Annotated in this window: 19 protein-coding genes; 2 read left to right on the top strand and 17 right to left on the bottom strand. The window is 32.2% G+C overall.

What is annotated here, in order from left to right:
* Positions 1-102 precede the first annotated feature (102 nt).
* Positions 103-648 (top strand): NADH peroxidase, encoded by a 546-nt coding sequence (locus G9F70_RS01655; protein ID WP_164945779.1) that lies wholly within the window; start codon positions 103-105, stop codon positions 646-648.
* 85 nt (positions 649-733) lie between these two features.
* Here G9F70_RS01655 and upp read toward each other — a convergent pair whose 3' ends face one another.
* The 10 genes from upp to G9F70_RS01605 form a co-directional block, all read right to left on the bottom strand.
* Positions 734-1,363, bottom strand: a complete 630-nt coding sequence (gene upp / locus G9F70_RS01650) for a uracil phosphoribosyltransferase (RefSeq protein ID WP_164945778.1) — start codon at positions 1,361-1,363, stop codon at positions 734-736.
* Between the two features lie 40 nt (positions 1,364-1,403).
* Positions 1,404-1,853 carry a ribose 5-phosphate isomerase B gene (gene rpiB, locus G9F70_RS01645; protein WP_164945777.1) on the bottom strand — a complete coding sequence of 150 codons (450 nt, stop codon included), beginning with the start codon at positions 1,851-1,853 and terminating at the stop codon, positions 1,404-1,406.
* 78 nt (positions 1,854-1,931) lie between these two features.
* Positions 1,932-2,129 (bottom strand): hypothetical protein, encoded by a 198-nt coding sequence (locus G9F70_RS01640; RefSeq protein ID WP_124997093.1) that lies wholly within the window; start codon positions 2,127-2,129, stop codon positions 1,932-1,934.
* Between the two features lie 53 nt (positions 2,130-2,182).
* Positions 2,183-3,229, bottom strand: coding sequence for an L-threonylcarbamoyladenylate synthase (locus G9F70_RS01635; protein ID WP_164945776.1), 1,047 nt, complete (start codon positions 3,227-3,229; stop codon positions 2,183-2,185).
* A 145-nt stretch (positions 3,230-3,374) separates the two neighbouring features.
* The gene (locus G9F70_RS01630) at positions 3,375-4,103 is read right to left on the bottom strand and encodes a ZIP family metal transporter (RefSeq protein WP_187352994.1); all 729 of its coding nucleotides are present in this window, start codon (positions 4,101-4,103) and stop codon (positions 3,375-3,377) included.
* Positions 4,104-4,209: 106 nt separating this feature from the next.
* Positions 4,210-4,803, bottom strand: a complete 594-nt coding sequence (locus tag G9F70_RS01625; RefSeq protein ID WP_164945775.1) for a hypothetical protein — start codon at positions 4,801-4,803, stop codon at positions 4,210-4,212.
* Positions 4,804-4,970: 167 nt separating this feature from the next.
* Positions 4,971-6,047, bottom strand: coding sequence for a peptide chain release factor 1 (prfA, locus tag G9F70_RS01620; RefSeq protein ID WP_164945774.1), 1,077 nt, complete (start codon positions 6,045-6,047; stop codon positions 4,971-4,973).
* 137 nt (positions 6,048-6,184) lie between these two features.
* Complete coding sequence (gene prmC, locus G9F70_RS01615; RefSeq protein WP_164945773.1) at positions 6,185-7,039, bottom strand: peptide chain release factor N(5)-glutamine methyltransferase; 855 nt, start codon at positions 7,037-7,039, stop codon at positions 6,185-6,187.
* Between the two features lie 34 nt (positions 7,040-7,073).
* Positions 7,074-7,979: a DUF1385 domain-containing protein gene (locus G9F70_RS01610; RefSeq protein WP_164945772.1), complete on the bottom strand. Its 906-nt coding sequence runs from the start codon at positions 7,977-7,979 to the stop codon at positions 7,074-7,076.
* 2 nt (positions 7,980-7,981) lie between these two features.
* Positions 7,982-8,566 (bottom strand): thymidine kinase, encoded by a 585-nt coding sequence (locus G9F70_RS01605; protein WP_164945771.1) that lies wholly within the window; start codon positions 8,564-8,566, stop codon positions 7,982-7,984.
* A 172-nt stretch (positions 8,567-8,738) separates the two neighbouring features.
* Between G9F70_RS01605 and rpmE the strand changes: the two genes are divergently transcribed.
* A complete protein-coding gene (gene rpmE / locus G9F70_RS01600; RefSeq protein WP_124997079.1) occupies positions 8,739-8,966 on the top strand; it encodes a 50S ribosomal protein L31 in 228 nt (75 codons plus the stop codon).
* A 48-nt stretch (positions 8,967-9,014) separates the two neighbouring features.
* Here the strand turns inward: rpmE and rho are convergent, their stop codons facing one another.
* From rho to ypeB, 7 genes are all read right to left on the bottom strand, one after another.
* Complete coding sequence (gene rho, locus G9F70_RS01595; protein WP_164945770.1) at positions 9,015-10,484, bottom strand: transcription termination factor Rho; 1,470 nt, start codon at positions 10,482-10,484, stop codon at positions 9,015-9,017.
* A 253-nt stretch (positions 10,485-10,737) separates the two neighbouring features.
* Positions 10,738-11,082 (bottom strand): hypothetical protein, encoded by a 345-nt coding sequence (locus G9F70_RS01590; protein ID WP_124997075.1) that lies wholly within the window; start codon positions 11,080-11,082, stop codon positions 10,738-10,740.
* 313 nt (positions 11,083-11,395) lie between these two features.
* Entirely contained in the window at positions 11,396-13,000 is a 1,605-nt protein-coding gene (locus G9F70_RS01585) for a CTP synthase (protein WP_164945769.1), read from the bottom strand.
* 423 nt (positions 13,001-13,423) lie between these two features.
* Positions 13,424-13,843: a DUF1934 domain-containing protein gene (locus G9F70_RS01580; protein ID WP_124997069.1), complete on the bottom strand. Its 420-nt coding sequence runs from the start codon at positions 13,841-13,843 to the stop codon at positions 13,424-13,426.
* A gap of 14 nt (positions 13,844-13,857) precedes the next feature.
* On the bottom strand, positions 13,858-14,841 hold the full coding sequence (locus tag G9F70_RS01575) for a tRNA 4-thiouridine(8) synthase ThiI (protein WP_164945768.1): 984 nt from the start codon (positions 14,839-14,841) through the stop codon (positions 13,858-13,860).
* A gap of 37 nt (positions 14,842-14,878) precedes the next feature.
* Positions 14,879-15,910, bottom strand: coding sequence for a D-alanine--D-alanine ligase family protein (locus G9F70_RS01570; RefSeq protein WP_164945767.1), 1,032 nt, complete (start codon positions 15,908-15,910; stop codon positions 14,879-14,881).
* A 275-nt stretch (positions 15,911-16,185) separates the two neighbouring features.
* Entirely contained in the window at positions 16,186-17,556 is a 1,371-nt protein-coding gene (gene ypeB, locus G9F70_RS01565; RefSeq protein ID WP_164945766.1) for a germination protein YpeB, read from the bottom strand.
* Between the last annotated feature and the right edge of the window lie 32 nt (positions 17,557-17,588).

Genomic DNA, 17,588 nt, shown 5'->3' with positions numbered 1-17,588 from the left:
TTGTATTACTTATAGTAATGGTTATTTATATAAAAAAAATACGAGGTAAATGACAATTAATAATTGCTATTTACTCAAAACAACTACAAGGGGGAAAATAATATGAAAAAATTTGTTTGTACAATATGTGGATATGTCCACGAAGGAGATTCCGCACCAGATGTCTGTCCAGTTTGCGGTGCAAAAACTGATAAGTTTGTAGCGCAAAATGAAAATGATATGTCCTGGGCAGATGAACATAAAATTGGAGTTGCTAAAGACGCAAGTCCAGAAGTTGTAGAAGCATTAAGAGCTAACTTCGTTGGAGAATGTACTGAAGTTGGTATGTATTTAGCAATGAGCCGTCAAGCTGATAGAGAAGGCTTCCCAGAAGTTGCAGAAGCTTATAAACGAATAGCTTTCGAAGAAGCTGATCACGCTTCAAAATTTGCTGAATTACTCGGAGAAGTAGTAACATCAGATACTAAGACAAACTTAGAAATGAGAGTTGCTGCTGAACATGGAGCTTGCCAAGGTAAGAAAGACTTAGCTACTTTAGCTAAAAAGCTTAACTATGATGCAATCCATGATACAGTACATGAAATGTGTAAAGATGAAGCACGTCACGGTGCAGCATTTAAGGGTTTACTTACTAGATATTTTCAATAAATTGGATTAATTAAATATAAAAGCAACTTACAGATACTTTTCTGTAAGTTGCTTTTATTTTTTAATGATAAATTATTATAATTAACTACTTAGTTCCGAATAATCTGTCTCCAGCATCGCCAAGACCTGGTACGATATACCCTTTTTCATTTAATTTTTCATCAATTGAAGCTACATATATATCCACATCTGAGTGTGCATCCGTAATAGCTTTAATTCCCTCTGGTGCAGCTATAAGACACATGATTTTTATATTTATGGCTCCTCTTTTCTTAAGAGCTGAAATTGCATCTATTGCAGAACCTCCTGTAGCAATCATAGGATCTGTAATAATTACATCTCTTTCATTAATATCCTGAGGTAATTTACAGAAATACTCAACAGGTTGCAATGTTTCTTCGTTTCTATACATTCCTATGTGTCCAACCTTAGCTGCTGGTATAATCTCTAACATACCATCAACCATTCCTAGACCTGCTCTAAGTATTGGAACTATAGCCATTTTCTTTCCAGCTAAAACCTTACATTTAGTAATACAAATAGGAGTTTCAATTTCTACTTCTTCTAATTGTATATCGCGTGTAACTTCATAAGCCATAAGCATCGCAACTTCTTGAACTAAATCTCTAAAATCCTTTGAACCTGTGTTTTTATCTCTTATGTATGCCAATTTGTGTTGTATAAGTGGATGTGTTATTTGTGTTACTTTACTCATATATATTGCCTCCAATTATTTAATGTTTATATTTTACTGTTTATTTAGAATATTTTTTCTCAATTTCAGTAATTTTATTAATTCTTTTTTGGTGTCTTTCTCCTTGAAATTTAGCATTGATAAAAGCATCTACGATATCTAACGCTAACCCTACACCAATAACCCTTTCACCAAGAGTAAGTATGTTGGCATTATTATGCTCTCTTGAAGCATGAGCGCTAAAAGTGTCATGGCATAGTGCAGCCCTTATTCCAGGTACTTTATTAGCCGCTATTCCTATTCCTATTCCTGTTCCACATATTAATATACCTAGTTCAAACTGCTCTTCTACTACTCCATTTGCAACTTTTAATGCATAGTCTGGATAATCACAAGAATCCTCAGTGTAAGTACCTAAGTCTGTTACCTCAATGTTTTTACTCTCCAGATGCAGGATTATATGTTTTTTTAAATTTAAACCACCATGATCACTACCCAATGCTATTTTCATAGTAAAACACCTCCAAGATCTATTTTCTTATTATAATATGTTATATTACAAAAAAGAAGATATCAGCATTTAAATAAACTATTTAAATACCATTATCTTCTTTGTATTATCCCATAATAAGAATGCATTATTTTTTAATCCGTCAAAAAACTTTGAATACATTGGAATATAGACAACATATGGTCCAATATTATTTATAGTAAATATTTTGTTGCAAATAGCTTCTATAATATAGCTTTTTCGCATTTTTTCATTACACATATACAATATATCCATAGTTCCTCCTTATATTCCTCTAGAATAGATATCAATTAAAAACTGCTATCTACCTATACGTAAATTATATCAAAACCTGCTGACTTCTTAAGCCTATTCATTATAGCAACACCTATTCCATTTTCTTCAAAGGCCTCTGACAATATTAAATCTACATCTATAGCATCAAAACTTCTTAAAACTTCAAAAAGATTTCTTCCCACAGTATCTAGATGTTTTCTGCTACCTAAAGAAATAACAGTGCCACAAGGATATTTATTCTTAGTTTCATCTGTTGCCATAATCCCTATTTTTTTCTTGCCCATACTATTCTGCACTATTTCATTGATTTTTGCAATAGTTTTTTCTAAATCTCCACATATAATTTTTACTGGGGCTTTTGGTGCATAATGTCTATACTTCATACCAGGTGCTTTAGGCTTAAAATCATTTTTCGGTTTAGACATTATGGTTTTATCAATATATATTCCCTCATCTATCTCTCTTAACATCTCAAGTGTTATAGCTCCTGGTCTTAGTATGCATAGAGGCGTACAAGTACAATCCACTATTGTTGACTCAAGACCTACCTCACTTTTATCTCCACCTATAATGTATTCTATCTTTCCGCTTAAATCCTCAATACAACTCTCTACTTCAGTAGGACTAGGTCTACCGGATATATTAGCCGAGGGAGCTGCAATAGGTGTTCCCGCTGCCTCAATGAGTTTCCTGGCAATTAAATTCGAAGGCATCCTTATGCCTACCGTATCCAGATTTGCACTTGTAGTCATGGGAATCAGCTCAGACTTATTAAAAATCAAAGTTATTGGTCCAGGCCAATATTTATCCATAACTCTCTTTGCAATATTGGGTATTTCTTTCACTAGAGGCTCTATATTAAAATCAGCTACATGCACAATAAGGGGGTTATCCTGTGGTCTTCCCTTAGCCTTGAAAATCTTTTCTACAGCCAGTGCATCTAAGGCATTGCATCCAAGACCATAAACTGTCTCAGTAGGGAAAACAACTAATCCACCTTCAGCTATAACAAGCCCTGCCTCCTCAATTATATTTTGCTTTATATTATTTTCGTCCATTATTACTATCTTCGTTTTCATCCTTACACCTCTCAATTAAATCATCTTCTTCGAAGCTGCAATATTAACGACTTCTGAAGGAAATTTAGACTCCCACCGAACTTTTCTCTTTGTTATAGCAAACGACTCCCATTTATATAAATAGGAGAGCCCTTCTGAAATGTCGCTAAATCACATTAGTCATTATTAACCCCACTATTATCCCCAAAAGTATTCCCAATGTATTTGTAATTCCCGGCCAAAGCTTTTTAGACTGTGGAAGCATTTCTCCGTAAATAACATATAACATAACACCTGAGGCAAATGCTAGGGCACTACCTAATATATTTACAGATATGCTGCCAATATACATCCCTATCCAGGCACCAACTGCAGTAGGCAGTGCTGTTAAAAATGCATAAAACAATATTTTTCCGCTTTTTGTCCCTGAAAGCATTAGAGGCGCTGCAACGGCTAAACCTTCAGGCACATCATGTATTGCAATTATCATACTCATTTTAAGCCCTAAATTTTCTCCATTAACAAACCCAAATCCCATTATTAAACCTTCTGGTAAATTATGTAACATTATTCCAACTGCAACCATAAAAGCCACCTTTGTATATTGAGAATTTGCATTACCGCTTAATTTGCTTATTTTATCTATTATTACAACAATAATAATACCTAGGCTTAAAAATAATAAGGTTCCTAGAAGTCCTGTCTTTTCTGTAGCTTCTGGTATGAGTTCAAAAACCACAATAGAAAGCATAAGTCCTGATGCAAATCCTATAATATTTCCTAGGAACTTTCTTGAAGGTTTCTTTATAAGAACACCTAAAAACGCCCCTATCATAGTACCAATCAAAGCTATTACGCCAGAAAATATGATTATCAAAACAATCTTACTATTCAAATTTATACCCCCACTTCTATAGAATTATAGTTACAATTCCATATGAGAATAAAGTATAGAAACTTTTATACACTATACTTATTTCTCTATATATAATTTTATTCCATCAGTGGGGCTTTATGCAGTATTCTCTATATTCTTTAATTTTTTCTATAGCATCACCTGAAAATATTGCACCAACGCAAGATCTATACACGTCATCCAATAAGACATATTTTCTAAATCCACCATGTTTAATTATAAAATAGAAATATGTTTCTTCCGGATTTTCAATTTTAATTTTGCTATACATCTGTGCTACATATGGGTATTTTTTTAAAAATTTTATATCTAGGGGGTAAATTTTTTCATTTCTAAATTTAGATTTTGTTATTATAATAATCTCTAAGTCCATGCCTTGATTCTCAGTATGAACAAAGACAACTTTTTTGCATATAATAATAAATTTATCTTTGGCAATTCCACACCATATGCTTATTTTATACCCTTCCAATTTGAAATCAATATATTCTTCATCAAATCTAAGAATCATAACAACAATAATAAGTAGCTCATTAAAAATTAAATATATTACAAAGTATGTATTTGCAATCTTTGACACTATTAACATAATAGGTAATAAAACAAAAATAAAGCACATCGATAGCATAAACCCTTTATAAGTTTTTTTTTGCTTTCTAATGGCTTTATTTATATTCATTTCTCTCACCTTCCGCTTCTGAAACTCCTACGCCTAAAGGCATAGGGTTCTTATGTATTAAATAACTTCTTTAATATCACGAATGACATTAACACTGATTATTTCCCCTAAGAATTTCACTATCCATCCCACACCTAAATGAGTAGGATTTTGGCACAAAGTAATTTCTAATTGTTATCGCCCATGGCTTTCATCTTTTCTGCTTGGTCAGCAGTTATTAATGTGTCCATCATTTCATCTATATCGCCATCAAGAAAAGCTTCTAATCTATACAATGTTAAGCCTATTCTATGGTCTGTAACCCTGCCTTGAGGATAGTTATAAGTTCTTATTCGCTCACTTCTATCTCCTGTACCCACTTGACTTTTTCTATCTTCAGCTATTCCTGCGGATCTTTCAGCCTCGGCCTTATCAAACAATCTAGATTTTAATATCTTCAAAGCTTTCTCTTTGTTCTTTAACTGAGATTTCTCATCCTGGCAAGAAACTACAAGTCCTGTAGGAATATGTGTCATTCTCACTGCTGAATCTGTTGTATTAACACACTGTCCGCCATTACCAGATGCTCTAAACACATCTATTTTTAAATCATTAGCACTAACTTCAATATCTACATCGTCAACCTCTGGAAGCACCGCAACAGTCGCCGTAGATGTATGAATTCTTCCACTTGACTCTGTATCTGGAACCCTTTGAACTCTGTGTACTCCACTTTCGTATTTAAATTTACTATAAGTAGAATCACCTTTTACCATAAATACCACTTCTTTAAATCCGCCAATATCTGTTTCATTAGCACTCATTACTTCAACTTTCCATTTATTACGCTCTGCATATCTTGTATACATTCTAAATAGATTTGCTGCAAACAATGCTGCTTCATCTCCACCTGCTCCAGCTCTAATTTCGATAAACACGTTTTTATCATCATTAGGGTCCCTCGGCAAAAGCAAAATTCTTAATTCTTCCTGCATAGTTTCTTTAGTTTGAATCAAGCCTTTTATTTCATCTTGAATCATCTCTTTCATTTCTCTATCAGCTTCATCTTTAAGCATTTCTTTGTTTGTTTCTAAATCTTCTTTAGCTTTTTTATATATTCTATATTTCGTAACAACGATTTCCAATTCTGCGTGTTCTTTGCAAAGTTTTTGCCATTCCTTTTGATTAGCAATAACCAAAGGGTCGCCGATTTTCATTGTAATTTCTTCATATTTACTTTCTGTAAACTCAAGCCTATCTAACATTTTTATCACTCCGTATATATATTTTCACATCCTAATATTATACCATAGTTATGTACAGTATACAATTCCAACATAACTATATACTTACTCTACTTTGCTTATCTAATTCACAAGATGCCATTACCCGCTAAAGTGTCCTATTCCATTAAGATGCCTTTAATAACCCTATCATTTCCAGATAAATCTTTAATACATTCTATGCTCTTAAATCCTGATTTTAAAAGAATATCCTGGACTTCTTCTCTTTGATCATATCCTATTTCAAAAGCTAAAAGTCCGCCCTTTTCCAAAACTTTCAAACTTTCTTGGGTAATTCTTCTGTAAAATTCCAACCCATCTTTCCCACCACTAAGTGCTATGTAGGGCTCATAATTTTTTACATCCTCCATTAAAGTAGGTATGACTGATTCTCTTATATAGGGAGGATTAGAGACTACCACTTGAAATTTCTTATTCTGCTCTATAGCGCTTTGCAATAAATCGCTACGCTGCTCATTGACCCTACTCGCTAAGTCAAATCTTTCTATATTTAATTTTGCCACAGCTATTGCATCATAAGATATATCATAAAGCATTATTTTTGCACCTTTAATAAATTGGGCTATAGCTATTCCAATAGCTCCACTTCCACTACAAACATCACAAACCTGCGTATAATCTTTTTCATTTATATGCTTAATTACTTCTTCAACTAAAATCTCAGTATCAGGTCTTGGTATCAATACTCCAGGCTTTACTATTAAATTCATACCCATAAATTCACATTCACCGAGAATATATTTTATAGGCATCTTACTTTTCCTAAGCTGGATTAGCTGTGAAAATTCTTCTTCTTGCTTTCCATTAAGATTAAAATCTCTATTAAGCATTATGAACAATTTATCCACATTTAAAACCTTACCCAGTAAAAGTTGTGAATCTAACAAATAGCTCTCAATGCCGACTTTTTTTAAAATCCCATAGGACTTAAGAAGTATTTCCCCTATATTCATCCCTAGCCACCGCCTTTTATGATCATAATTCTAATTAATCTTCAATTCCCTCCGCTACTTTAAGAGCTTTTATCGCAACTTCTAATTGAGACAAATCCGGTTCCCTTGTAGTCAAATTCTGCAACTTAAGTCCTGGATAAGAAAGGATTTTAGCTAAGGGTCCCGTGCTTTTTCCCATCCACTTAATAATTTCATAGCTTACCCCTGAAATTAGTGGCAGAAGTATAACCCTATACATTATCCTCTCCCCAATTGAATTCCAACCAGTAAATGAGAACATTATTATACTAACTATCATAACTAAAAATAAAAAATTCGTGCCACACCTTGGATGTAATCTTCCAAATTTAGCTGCATTTTCTGGAGTTAGTTCAACATTGTTTTCGTAACAAAATATAGTTTTATGTTCTGCACCGTGATATTGGTACACTCTTTTAATATCTTCCATTTTTCCTATAAGATACACATATAGTAGAAATATTAAAACTCTAATAATTCCTTCTACAATATTCATACCTATGGTACCTGTACCCATTTTACTAAAAACATTAGCTACAAGAGTTGGTAAAATAAAAAATAATCCTATAGATATAACCAGCGAAATAACAAGGGATAACCCCATAATTATATCATTACTTTTATCTTTAAATATTTTCTCTATCCATTTATCTATTTTTGAAGCTTCGCCCTCTTCTTCGAAAAAAGAAGCTGAATAATTTAAAGTTTGTACACCTATAACTAAGGATTCAATTAGTGAAATAAATCCTCTTATTATAGGTAATCCAAAAAATTTATTCTTTTTAGTATATGAGGTATAGCTTTTTTTTTCCACTACAATTTCTCCTTCTGCAGTTCTCACCGCAGTGGCAATACCCATGCTGCCTCTCATCATAACTCCTTCAATTACTGCCTGACCTCCAACATTAACATTTTCAGCCATAGTTACACCCCTTCTCTAGGAACAATATGACACTTTCTACAACGCGCTTCATAGGATTCTGTAGCTCCAATTAATACAATGGGGTCCTCATATTTAGCTGGCTTTCCATTAATCAAACGTTGGGTTCTAGTTGCAGGATTACCGCAAACTACACAAATAGCCTGGATTTTATCCACAAATTCTGCTACAGCAAGAAGTACAGGTATAGGCCCAAAAGGTTCTCCCCTAAAATCCATATCTAATCCTGCGCATATAACTCTTTTATTATTATCAGCGAGTGTAGTAATTACATCAATTATACCTTTATCAAAAAATTGAACCTCATCGATAGCAACAACTTGTGTATCTTCATGTAATAGAGCCAGTAACGCTGCACTATCCTTAACTGGAACAGCCTCTTCCTTCTCTCCGGAGTGGGATACAACATCTCCCTTGCTATATCTATTATCAATTTCCGGTTTAAAAACTTGTAATTTTTGTTTTGCAATTTTTGTTCTTCTTATCCTACGTATAAGTTCTTCAGACTTACCACTATACATAGGTCCTATAATTACTTCCACCCAACCATGGTTTTTTGGTCCATACATACTTTTACCTCCAATATTATAAAAAAACTTACTACATGTATTTTATCAAATATACACTATATAATAAAGTCAAATTTAATTTTATTCTTATTGACTTAATAATCAATTATATGATAGACTTGAGTAGTTGACAATACGGGTATATATCTATTTTTTGAAAGAGGTGAAAAATATGCAAGAAGGAATACATCCAGAATACCATAAAGACACAGTTGTTAAATGTGCATGTGGAAACACTTTTATTACAGGATCTACTAAACAAGAACTTAAAGTAGACGTATGTTCTAACTGCCATCCATTCTACACTGGAAAGCAAAAGAATATTGATGCTGGTGGAAGAGTAGACAGATTCATGAAGAAATTCAACATAAAAAACGAAGTAGAAACTGATGCAGAATAATATATTAATGGAAAAGATTTAATTATCTTTTCCATTTTTTTATTTATATTATCTAGCTAATACTTCAAAGTTCTTATTTAACATTTCTAAAAATTCCTTATTATTCTTAGTGGTGGATATTAAATTCAGGAGTTTTTCTGTTACTCCCATAGCATTACCTTCTCTATACATTATCTTTCTTAAATTATATATAGTTTCCATTTCAATTTTAGTAAGCAACAAGTCTTCTCTTCTTGTTCCTGACTTATAAATGTCTATAGCTGGGAATATTCTTCTTTCTTGAAGCTTTCTATCTAAATGAACTTCCATATTACCTGTTCCCTTAAACTCCTCAAAAATCATATCATCCATTCTACTTCCTGTTTCTACTAATGCAGTAGCAAGAATTGTTAAGCTTCCACCCTCTTCAATATTTCTAGCCGCTCCAAAAAATTTCTTTGGCATCAAAAGTGCACTAGGGTCAAGTCCACCGGATAGTGTTCTTCCTGAAGGCGTTACAGTTAAATTATAAGCTCTAGAAAGTCTAGTTAAACTGTCTAATAGAATAACTACATCTTGGCCTTGTTCTACCATTCTTTTAGCTCTTTCAAGTACCATATAAGCAACTTTTGTATGATGATCTGGTTCTTCATCAAAAGTTGAATAAATAACTTCGCCTTTAATAGATCTCTGCATATCAGTAACTTCTTCCGGTCTTTCATCTATTAAAACAACAATTAATTTTACTTCTGGGTGATTTATAGAAATACTGTTAGCGATTTTTTTAAGAAGTGTTGTTTTTCCTGCTTTTGGTTGTGCTACAATTATACCTCTCTGACCTTTACCTATAGGAGAAATAATATCCATCATTCTTGAAGACAAGTCAGTTGGAGTGGTTTCTAGTATCAACCTTTCTGTTGGGTAAATAGGAGTTAACTTTTCAAAAGGTCTTCTACCTACAGCTCTATCTGGATTTTCTCCATTTACTCCCTGCACATACAATAGCGCTTTAAATTTTTCTCCCTCTTTAGGCGTTCTGACTTTACCTTCTACCTCATCACCTGTTTGCAAATTAAATCTTCTAATTTGAGATGGCGAAACATAAATATCATCCTGCCCTGATAAATAATTATGCCCTCTTAAAAAACCATAACTATTATTTTCAATTATTTCTAGAACTCCCCTTGCCGACCCTGATTCATTTATCATTTCCTGTAACTTTTCTTTTTTATTTTCATTTTGATTTTTAAAGCCAGTATCAATGTCTTCATTATCAGGTGTTTTCTCAGTTTGAATTGGGTTATTTGGGACTTGCGCCTCTGAATTTTCTATAATATTTTCTTGAACTTTAGAAGTGATTTTAGGACTTATCTTTTCTTTTAAAATAACTCCGTTTCTTTGCAATGAAACTGGCGTCATCTTCTTTATTTCCTCTATTAGCTCACTCTTTTTAAGTTTAGAAATGTTTTTAACACCAAGCTCTTTGCAGTGTTCCCGCAGCTCAACTACTGTCATATTTTCAAAATCTTTGTTTATCAAAAATCTGCACCTCCGAAGGGTATATTATATATAATATCTATTTAATAAATATCATGGGAATTAAAAACGTATTTACTATCCAATGAATTTTTTGAAATGATATACTTTTTTAAGTATATCCTATTTTAAAACTTTAATCCACTATATTAAATCATCACCTGCACAGCTGTTCATCTTCTTCGAAGCTGCAATATTAATGATTCCAGAAGGAGATTTAGACTCCTTCTAAGGTTTGTGTATTTTTTAATTTATCTTATATCATAGCATAGATCTTCTCCGTAATCTGTTTATGTTCATTTACTTTTTTTATAACTTTTTCATTCTTGCCAATGAAAAATATAGGCAATGCTAATTGCTCACATCCACCAATGACCATATTAGTTTTCAAAAGTTCATTAATATTATAATGATATGAATGATACTCATTGCATAGGCAGCATTTAACATCAATTAATATTTCATTTCCTTTATGCAATTTAACATATAGACATGGAAATTTAGTCCTCATACTCTCTATTTCAAATATTGTCAGTTCTTCCACCTTATATTGACCATTAGAATCCTTTAAAGCTATAGCAATATTCGTATCGAGTATCAATTATTCCACCTCCATATTTTATTATCTTGTTAAAATATATTTTTCAAAAAAAACAATTATCAAAGTAAAATCATTTTTCACAATAATATTCTTTAATGATTAAATTCTATAAATTTTATGAAATTCCTGCTTAATTTTAATTGAAATTATTGGTAATATTTTTTTTGCACCTACTCCGCTACCATTTAAAGGCCACCATAAAGTTTCTTCATGTAACAACCTAAGATTCTATAAAACTCACTATTTTTTTATTATAAAAATATCCTATAGGTTAGACTTTTTTATTGTCCACTCTATAGGATACATTTTAATACTATTTTTTATATTCTAATGATGACTTAATAAATTCCTTAAATAGTGCATGTGGTTTATTAGGTCTGGATTTAAGTTCCGGATGAAACTGAACTCCAACAAACCAAGGATGATCTTTTATTTCAACTATTTCTACTAATCTTTCATCAGGGCTTGTTCCCGTAATCAAAAGTCCTGCATCAGTTAATGTCTTTCTATATTGATTATTAAATTCATATCTATGTCTATGTCTTTCATATATTACTTCATCATTGTAGGCTTCATGAGCATTAGAGTCTTTTGTTAATTTACACGGATATAATCCTAATCTCATGGTGCCACCTTTTTCATCTATATCCTTTTGATCCGGCATTAAATCTATTACGGGATACTTCGTATCCGCATCAAGTTCTGAACTATTTGCGGTTTTGAGCCCTACCACATTTCTTGCATATTCTATAGCAGCACATTGCATACCAAGGCATATCCCGAAAAATGGTACTTTGTTTTCTCTAGCATATCTTGTAGCCTCTATTTTTCCTTCTATTCCTCTGTCACCAAATCCTCCTGGAACCAATATACCATCAGCATCCCCTAATATTTCGCTGACATTTTCTGAAGTTACGTCGCTTGCATTTACCCATTTAATCTCCACTTTAGAATCATTATAAAGCCCTCCATGGCTCAGTGCCTCAACAACAGAAATATACGCATCATGAAGTTCTACATATTTTCCCACTAGTGCTATTTTTACATTTCCGGACAGATTTTTTAACCTATTTACCATGTAAGTCCATGCAGCATTATCTATTTCATCACAATCTAGTTTTAATTTTTTACTTACTAGAGTATCTAAGCCTTCTTTGTGGAGCATAAGTGGTACTTCATATAAGTTCTCAGCATCCAAATTTTGAATTACGCTGTCTGCTTCTAAATTACAGAACAGCCCGATTTTAGCCTTCATATCATCAGATATTTCCTTCTCAGAGCGGCATACTATAATGTCTGGTTGAATTCCTATACTTCTAAGTTCTTTTACAGAATGTTGAGTTGGCTTAGTTTTAAGTTCTCCTGCCATCTTTAAATATGGTACTAACGTAACATGTATAAAACAAACATTCTCTATTCCTACTTCATATTTAACCTGTCTTATAGCCTCTAAAAATGGTAGTGACTCAATATCTCCAACCGTTCCACCAATTTCAGTTATAACCACATCTACATCTTTTTCTTTAGCTACTCTATAGACTCTTTCTTTAATCTCATTAGTTATATGAGGTATTACCTGTACTGTACCGCCTAAATAATCGCCCCTTCTCTCTTTTGATATAACCGACCAATAGACTTTTCCTGTAGTTACATTACTACTCTTACTTAAATTTTCATCGATAAATCTTTCATAATGCCCTAAATCCAAATCCGTTTCTGCTCCATCATCTGTAACAAAAACTTCTCCATGTTGATATGGACTCATGGTGCCTGGATCTACATTTAAATATGGGTCAAATTTTTGAATAGAAACCTTTAATCCTCTATTCTTTAAAAGCCTACCAAGGGACGCTGCTGTTATTCCTTTTCCCAAAGATGAGACTACCCCACCTGTTACAAATATATACTTAGTATTCATAATTATTCCTCCTATGCTTTATTATCCACTTTATTTATATGTTTTTATTTTCTTCTAATATTGTTAACACATACCTCTATAAATATATTCAGAAAATTTATACTAACTTTTTTTAAAAATAGCTTGACAGAAGTTCTTTATAACCCTATAATAGAAATTACCCTATAAATACAATAGTAAATTAAAATGGTATATTTATTTTCAAAAACAATAATAATATCTTATCACACTTTTTTATCATTAACCAGTGTTTTTTTGGTTTTCTTTTTTTTGGAGAATTTTATTATATAGAATTTTATTACAAAACAAATAAAAGCTATGAAATTAAGGTGTTTATCCTATATTCCATAGCTTTTTTTATTTGAAATTTATATTCTATAAAATCACGCAACCCAGACTTTTGAAACAGCCTCTTAATTCCTATTATGCTTTAATATTAATTTTTAAAGTTGTACTTAAAATTTGTTGATTTCCTATTATCATATCATAATCTATAAATACATCTCCACCATTATTATCCACATTCATCTTTAACTCCCTAGTATCTACAGTTAGGTCTAACGCGCCATGAGGCGTATTGTATAGGGTTAGATCCCTTCCATATTTTTTAAATTTCATTTCTGTATTCGTAGTTCCAGTTCTAATAAGGGTAAAATGTTCTTCATCAATTTTTAATGTAGTAGTAGTTCCCTTCATCCCTGAAATTTCCGTCTCTTCGTATACAGCATAATAACAATTATCTTTTTTGTAAAATTCACCAGGTGTCACCACCTCAATAGCATCTCCATCTTCTTCACTGTCAGATTGCTTGCTAACAATTGAAATTACTGCATTTGTCTTCATAAGCTTACTCCTCACTAATTTAAAATATATTTATTTATTTCTTCCTCTGTTGCTGGCGCTATCTCTATAGATTCATCTAGGGGGTCACCATATTTGCCATACTTAACAGATACAATTTTTTCATCCTTGCCCTTACAATATCTTCCTGAAATCTTAGCTGCAAACTCAATGTCTTCATTTGTTGCTTCACCAATTATAGCAATAGTAGAGCCATTATAATCCCTAGTTTGGAATATTAAATCTTCCGGCCTTAAAAGCGGTCTTAATAATTCTCCCTCTTCCTGCGTTCTCGTAGATATAATTTTAGCATCTTTAGATAACCTAAAATGTCTTCCTATTTTTAATAAGTCTAAATCTATTTTAGAAGTATCCTCTTTATGTTCTATGAGTTCCCTAAGTCTTACAGAATAATTAGGTTCCGTAAGTTTACACCCACCAGCTGGCGATGGATAATCTTTAATACCCCACTTTTCCGCTAGTTCCATTTGGACTTTTCTATTTCTTCCACTTATATCCAAAAGAGCCTCTCTATCTATTAAACCATCTAACTCCATTTCAGTTGGTTTCAGATTCTTAGCACATAAGGGCCTTAGAATTTTATGTCCTATTCCACATTCATTTTTCACTATGTCTAAAGCTGACCTATTTTGAGACATAGGTCTTTGATTTAAAACTTCTCCTGTTATGATGAAGTCTGCATGGAATTTTTCTAATAGCTCTCCACAACGCCTCATCATCATAGCATGGCAGTCGATACAAGGATTCATATTTTTGCCATGTCCATGTTTTGGATTCTTTACCATCTCAAAATGTTCTTCTGAAAAGTCCACAACTACTAAGGGTATATCTATTTGTTTAACAATTTTCAATGCATTTTCCTCATTAAAAAAGTATGATTTAAAGCATATTCCTATAACTTCTATGCCCTGATCTTTTACAAGTTTTGCTGCGAGTATACTATCCAGACCTCCAGAAACCATAGCTAAAGCTGTTGTCATAAAACTCCTCCTCTAATCATTAGATTTTATAAAAATATTATTTATTGTTTCTTTCTATAGCGAGCTCAATAAGTTCATCAATAAGTTTCCCATAAGTTTTTCCTGTAGCTTGCCACATTTTAGGGTACATACTTATTTTAGTAAAACCCGGTATAGTATTAACTTCATTTAGATAAACCTCTTCCGTTTCTTTATCTACTAGAAAATCTACTCTTGCCATGCCAGCGCAATCTAGTATTGTATAAATTTTCACGGCCTCTTCTCTAATTGTTTGTAGCTTAGCTTCACTAAGTGCTGCTGGTATTAAAAGTTTAGATGCTTCACTTTTATATTTAGCTTCATAATCATAAAATTCTTTGGCTGGGATTACTTCTCCTGGCATAGATGCTTCTGGATAATCATTTCCCAGTACAGCCACCTCAATTTCCCTAGCATTTATAGCCTGTTCAACTAAAACTTTTCTATCGTATTTTAGTGCTTCTTCTAATCCTAGTATTAGTTCCTCTCTATTATGTGCTTTTGTTATACCAACAGATGAGCCGCCATTAGCTGGTTTAATAAATACACAATAGCCCAATTTTTTTTCTATTGTTTCTACTAATATATCTTTATTTTCAGCATATTCATGGGTATTAATTACCACATAATCAGCTTGCTTTATATTAAAGTTTTCCAATAAGTATTTTGTGTATATTTTATCCATGCAAATAGCAGAAGACATTACCCCAGGACCCACACAAGGAACATTTAATAATTTACACACACCTTGAATAGTACCATCTTCTCCAAAAAGTCCGTGTAATACTGGAAATACTACATCTATCTCTTTATTAAATAAAAGCTTTTGTCCCTCTGGTATTTTATAAAATTCATCCTTTTCCCATTCTCCACTCTCTATGTTATCAAATTTCCCTGTATATTCAAACCATAAGCCATCTCTCGTTATTCCCATAGGATATATATCATATTTCGCTGAATCAATATTTTTTAATACTGATGTTGCTGATGCTCTAGAAACCTCGTGTTCAGTGGACTGTCCACCAAATAATACCGCTATTTTCTTTTTCATTTTTCCTCTCTCCTTACAACCATAATAACTAGTTTATGAATAATAAAAACATAAGTTTACTAAATAAATTTATCATCATATTATATCATTTATATTACTTTGTATTTTAATTTCTAAGATTTATTTCTCAATTTTAAACAGCCTCCATAATGACACCACTACAAATTATAATGGTAAATCTAAAATAATTCAATAGAAAAGAGGATATATGTGCACTTAATGCAATATATCCTCTCTTACGTAAGGTAGCCTTTGCAATGTCTTAGCCCTTACGGCTAAATAGTTAATTTCCCATTAGGAGTATCTATTATTTCCATTATTCTTTGCTCATACCCAGTATCAGCGTTAATATATACTATAAAGTTTTTCTCCTTATATGAGCCTAAAAATTCATAGCACAGAACCTCTTTATTCATCTCAGTAGGTATAATAGCCAAGCTTATTTTACTTATTTTTAGACGCTTTCCAACTCTTTCTTGCGCTTTTACTGCAGTTATTTTTGGTGTTGTTATTTGTCTCTTTTCCACATGAGATACTAAAAATTTTTCAGATTCAATTCCTATAATACTACCATTATCTAGTGCAATCTTAAGCTTTACTTGATCTGGATAAATAGCCACTTCTCCTTGTTTATATACATAGCTTACTACTGCTGTGTTTTCATAATTAAGGGTATATGTAGGTTCCATATTTTTATATCCTATTTTTCCAATAAATTCACTTCCACCCTTTATTGCCTTTTTAATATCTATTGTTGCCTTTCCTATAGACCTATTATCTAATAAATATAATATTCTACTTCCGTTTTTACTTACTTCTATTACTGTTTTAGGCTCACCTTTAGCTCTCCCTTTAAATGTTACGTGAAAGGTGTAGGAAGGTATTTTAGTTTTCCCTTGTACTTGTTTATTTTCTATGCTTTCTATTTTATCTTCGCCAAATATATTTTTTATTGTTTTAACTGCATCACTTTGACTTACCTCTTTTTGAGATATTATTTTAGGCTTTATTTCTAAGGTATTATCAGAAAAAGGCCCATCATAAATTAATGCTGGATATTGAACTACTTGTTTTTGTATTCCCTTGAATTTCTCATTCACAAGGTCATCCCTTACCTTTGCAAATACGGAAGTACTTTTTTTTCTAATCTCTCCCCATTTCACTTTACCCTCATTTATATCAGATAGCACTGCATTTAATTGCTCCTGAAGTGTATATGATTGCATTTCTAATTGGTCAATTAACTCATATTGCTTACCACTCAAGTCCTTTCCTTCTGATGTTGCCTTTGCTAAACTATAGCAGAAATCCCCTACTTGAGTTAAAAATTTACTAGTGTCCCCAACAACTGATTGTTCTATCGGCAAGGAATGCAATTTATCGTTTGCAGTATCCGAGTGTCTAAAAATCTCTTCAAAAACTACTATACTTTGTTCTCTAGAACCAACAATAGCAGCTTTACCTAGATTTACTCTTATGTTTTGTACAGAACTAATAAGTTCATACATATTTTTACTATATTGTCCTTGAAGATAATTTCTATAATCTAGCCTCTCTAAAAACATTAGTATAGCAAAAGTAGTTGAAAATACAACAATTATAGTTACCGCACTTGTATACAATATTCTTTTCTTTAGCATTTTCATATATTTTCCTCCTGGCATTCCTCACTAGTAAA

It is taken from the genome of Clostridium sp. FP1 (genome assembly GCF_011065975.2).
GTDB lineage: Bacteria > Bacillota > Clostridia > Clostridiales > Clostridiaceae > Clostridium_AD > Clostridium_AD tagluense.
This window is presented reverse-complemented; position numbering and strand designations above follow the sequence as displayed.

Excerpts from the sequence above, each read along its gene's own strand:
- G9F70_RS01575 (WP_164945768.1), bottom strand. The coding sequence starts at position 14,841 with ATGACAACAGCTTTAGCTATGGTTTCTGGAGGTCTGGATAGTATACTC.
- rpiB (WP_164945777.1), bottom strand. The coding sequence starts at position 1,853 with ATGAAAATAGCATTGGGTAGTGATCATGGTGGTTTAAATTTAAAAAAA.
- G9F70_RS01570 (WP_164945767.1), bottom strand. The coding sequence starts at position 15,910 with ATGAAAAAGAAAATAGCGGTATTATTTGGTGGACAGTCCACTGAACAC.
- G9F70_RS01625 (WP_164945775.1), bottom strand. The coding sequence starts at position 4,803 with ATGAATATAAATAAAGCCATTAGAAAGCAAAAAAAAACTTATAAAGGG.
- ypeB (WP_164945766.1), bottom strand. The coding sequence starts at position 17,556 with ATGAAAATGCTAAAGAAAAGAATATTGTATACAAGTGCGGTAACTATA.
- prfA (WP_164945774.1), bottom strand. The coding sequence starts at position 6,047 with ATGTTAGATAGGCTTGAGTTTACAGAAAGTAAATATGAAGAAATTACA.
- G9F70_RS01640 (WP_124997093.1), bottom strand. The coding sequence starts at position 2,129 with ATGGATATATTGTATATGTGTAATGAAAAAATGCGAAAAAGCTATATT.
- prmC (WP_164945773.1), bottom strand. The coding sequence starts at position 7,039 with ATGAATATAGGGGAAATACTTCTTAAGTCCTATGGGATTTTAAAAAAA.
- G9F70_RS01605 (WP_164945771.1), bottom strand. The coding sequence starts at position 8,566 with ATGTATGGACCAAAAAACCATGGTTGGGTGGAAGTAATTATAGGACCT.
- G9F70_RS01580 (WP_124997069.1), bottom strand. The coding sequence starts at position 13,843 with ATGAAGACAAATGCAGTAATTTCAATTGTTAGCAAGCAATCTGACAGT.
- upp (WP_164945778.1), bottom strand. The coding sequence starts at position 1,363 with ATGAGTAAAGTAACACAAATAACACATCCACTTATACAACACAAATTG.
- G9F70_RS01610 (WP_164945772.1), bottom strand. The coding sequence starts at position 7,979 with ATGGCTGAAAATGTTAATGTTGGAGGTCAGGCAGTAATTGAAGGAGTT.
- G9F70_RS01585 (WP_164945769.1), bottom strand. The coding sequence starts at position 13,000 with ATGAATACTAAGTATATATTTGTAACAGGTGGGGTAGTCTCATCTTTG.
- G9F70_RS01655 (WP_164945779.1), top strand. The coding sequence starts at position 103 with ATGAAAAAATTTGTTTGTACAATATGTGGATATGTCCACGAAGGAGAT.
- rpmE (WP_124997079.1), top strand. The coding sequence starts at position 8,739 with ATGCAAGAAGGAATACATCCAGAATACCATAAAGACACAGTTGTTAAA.
- G9F70_RS01635 (WP_164945776.1), bottom strand. The coding sequence starts at position 3,229 with ATGAAAACGAAGATAGTAATAATGGACGAAAATAATATAAAGCAAAAT.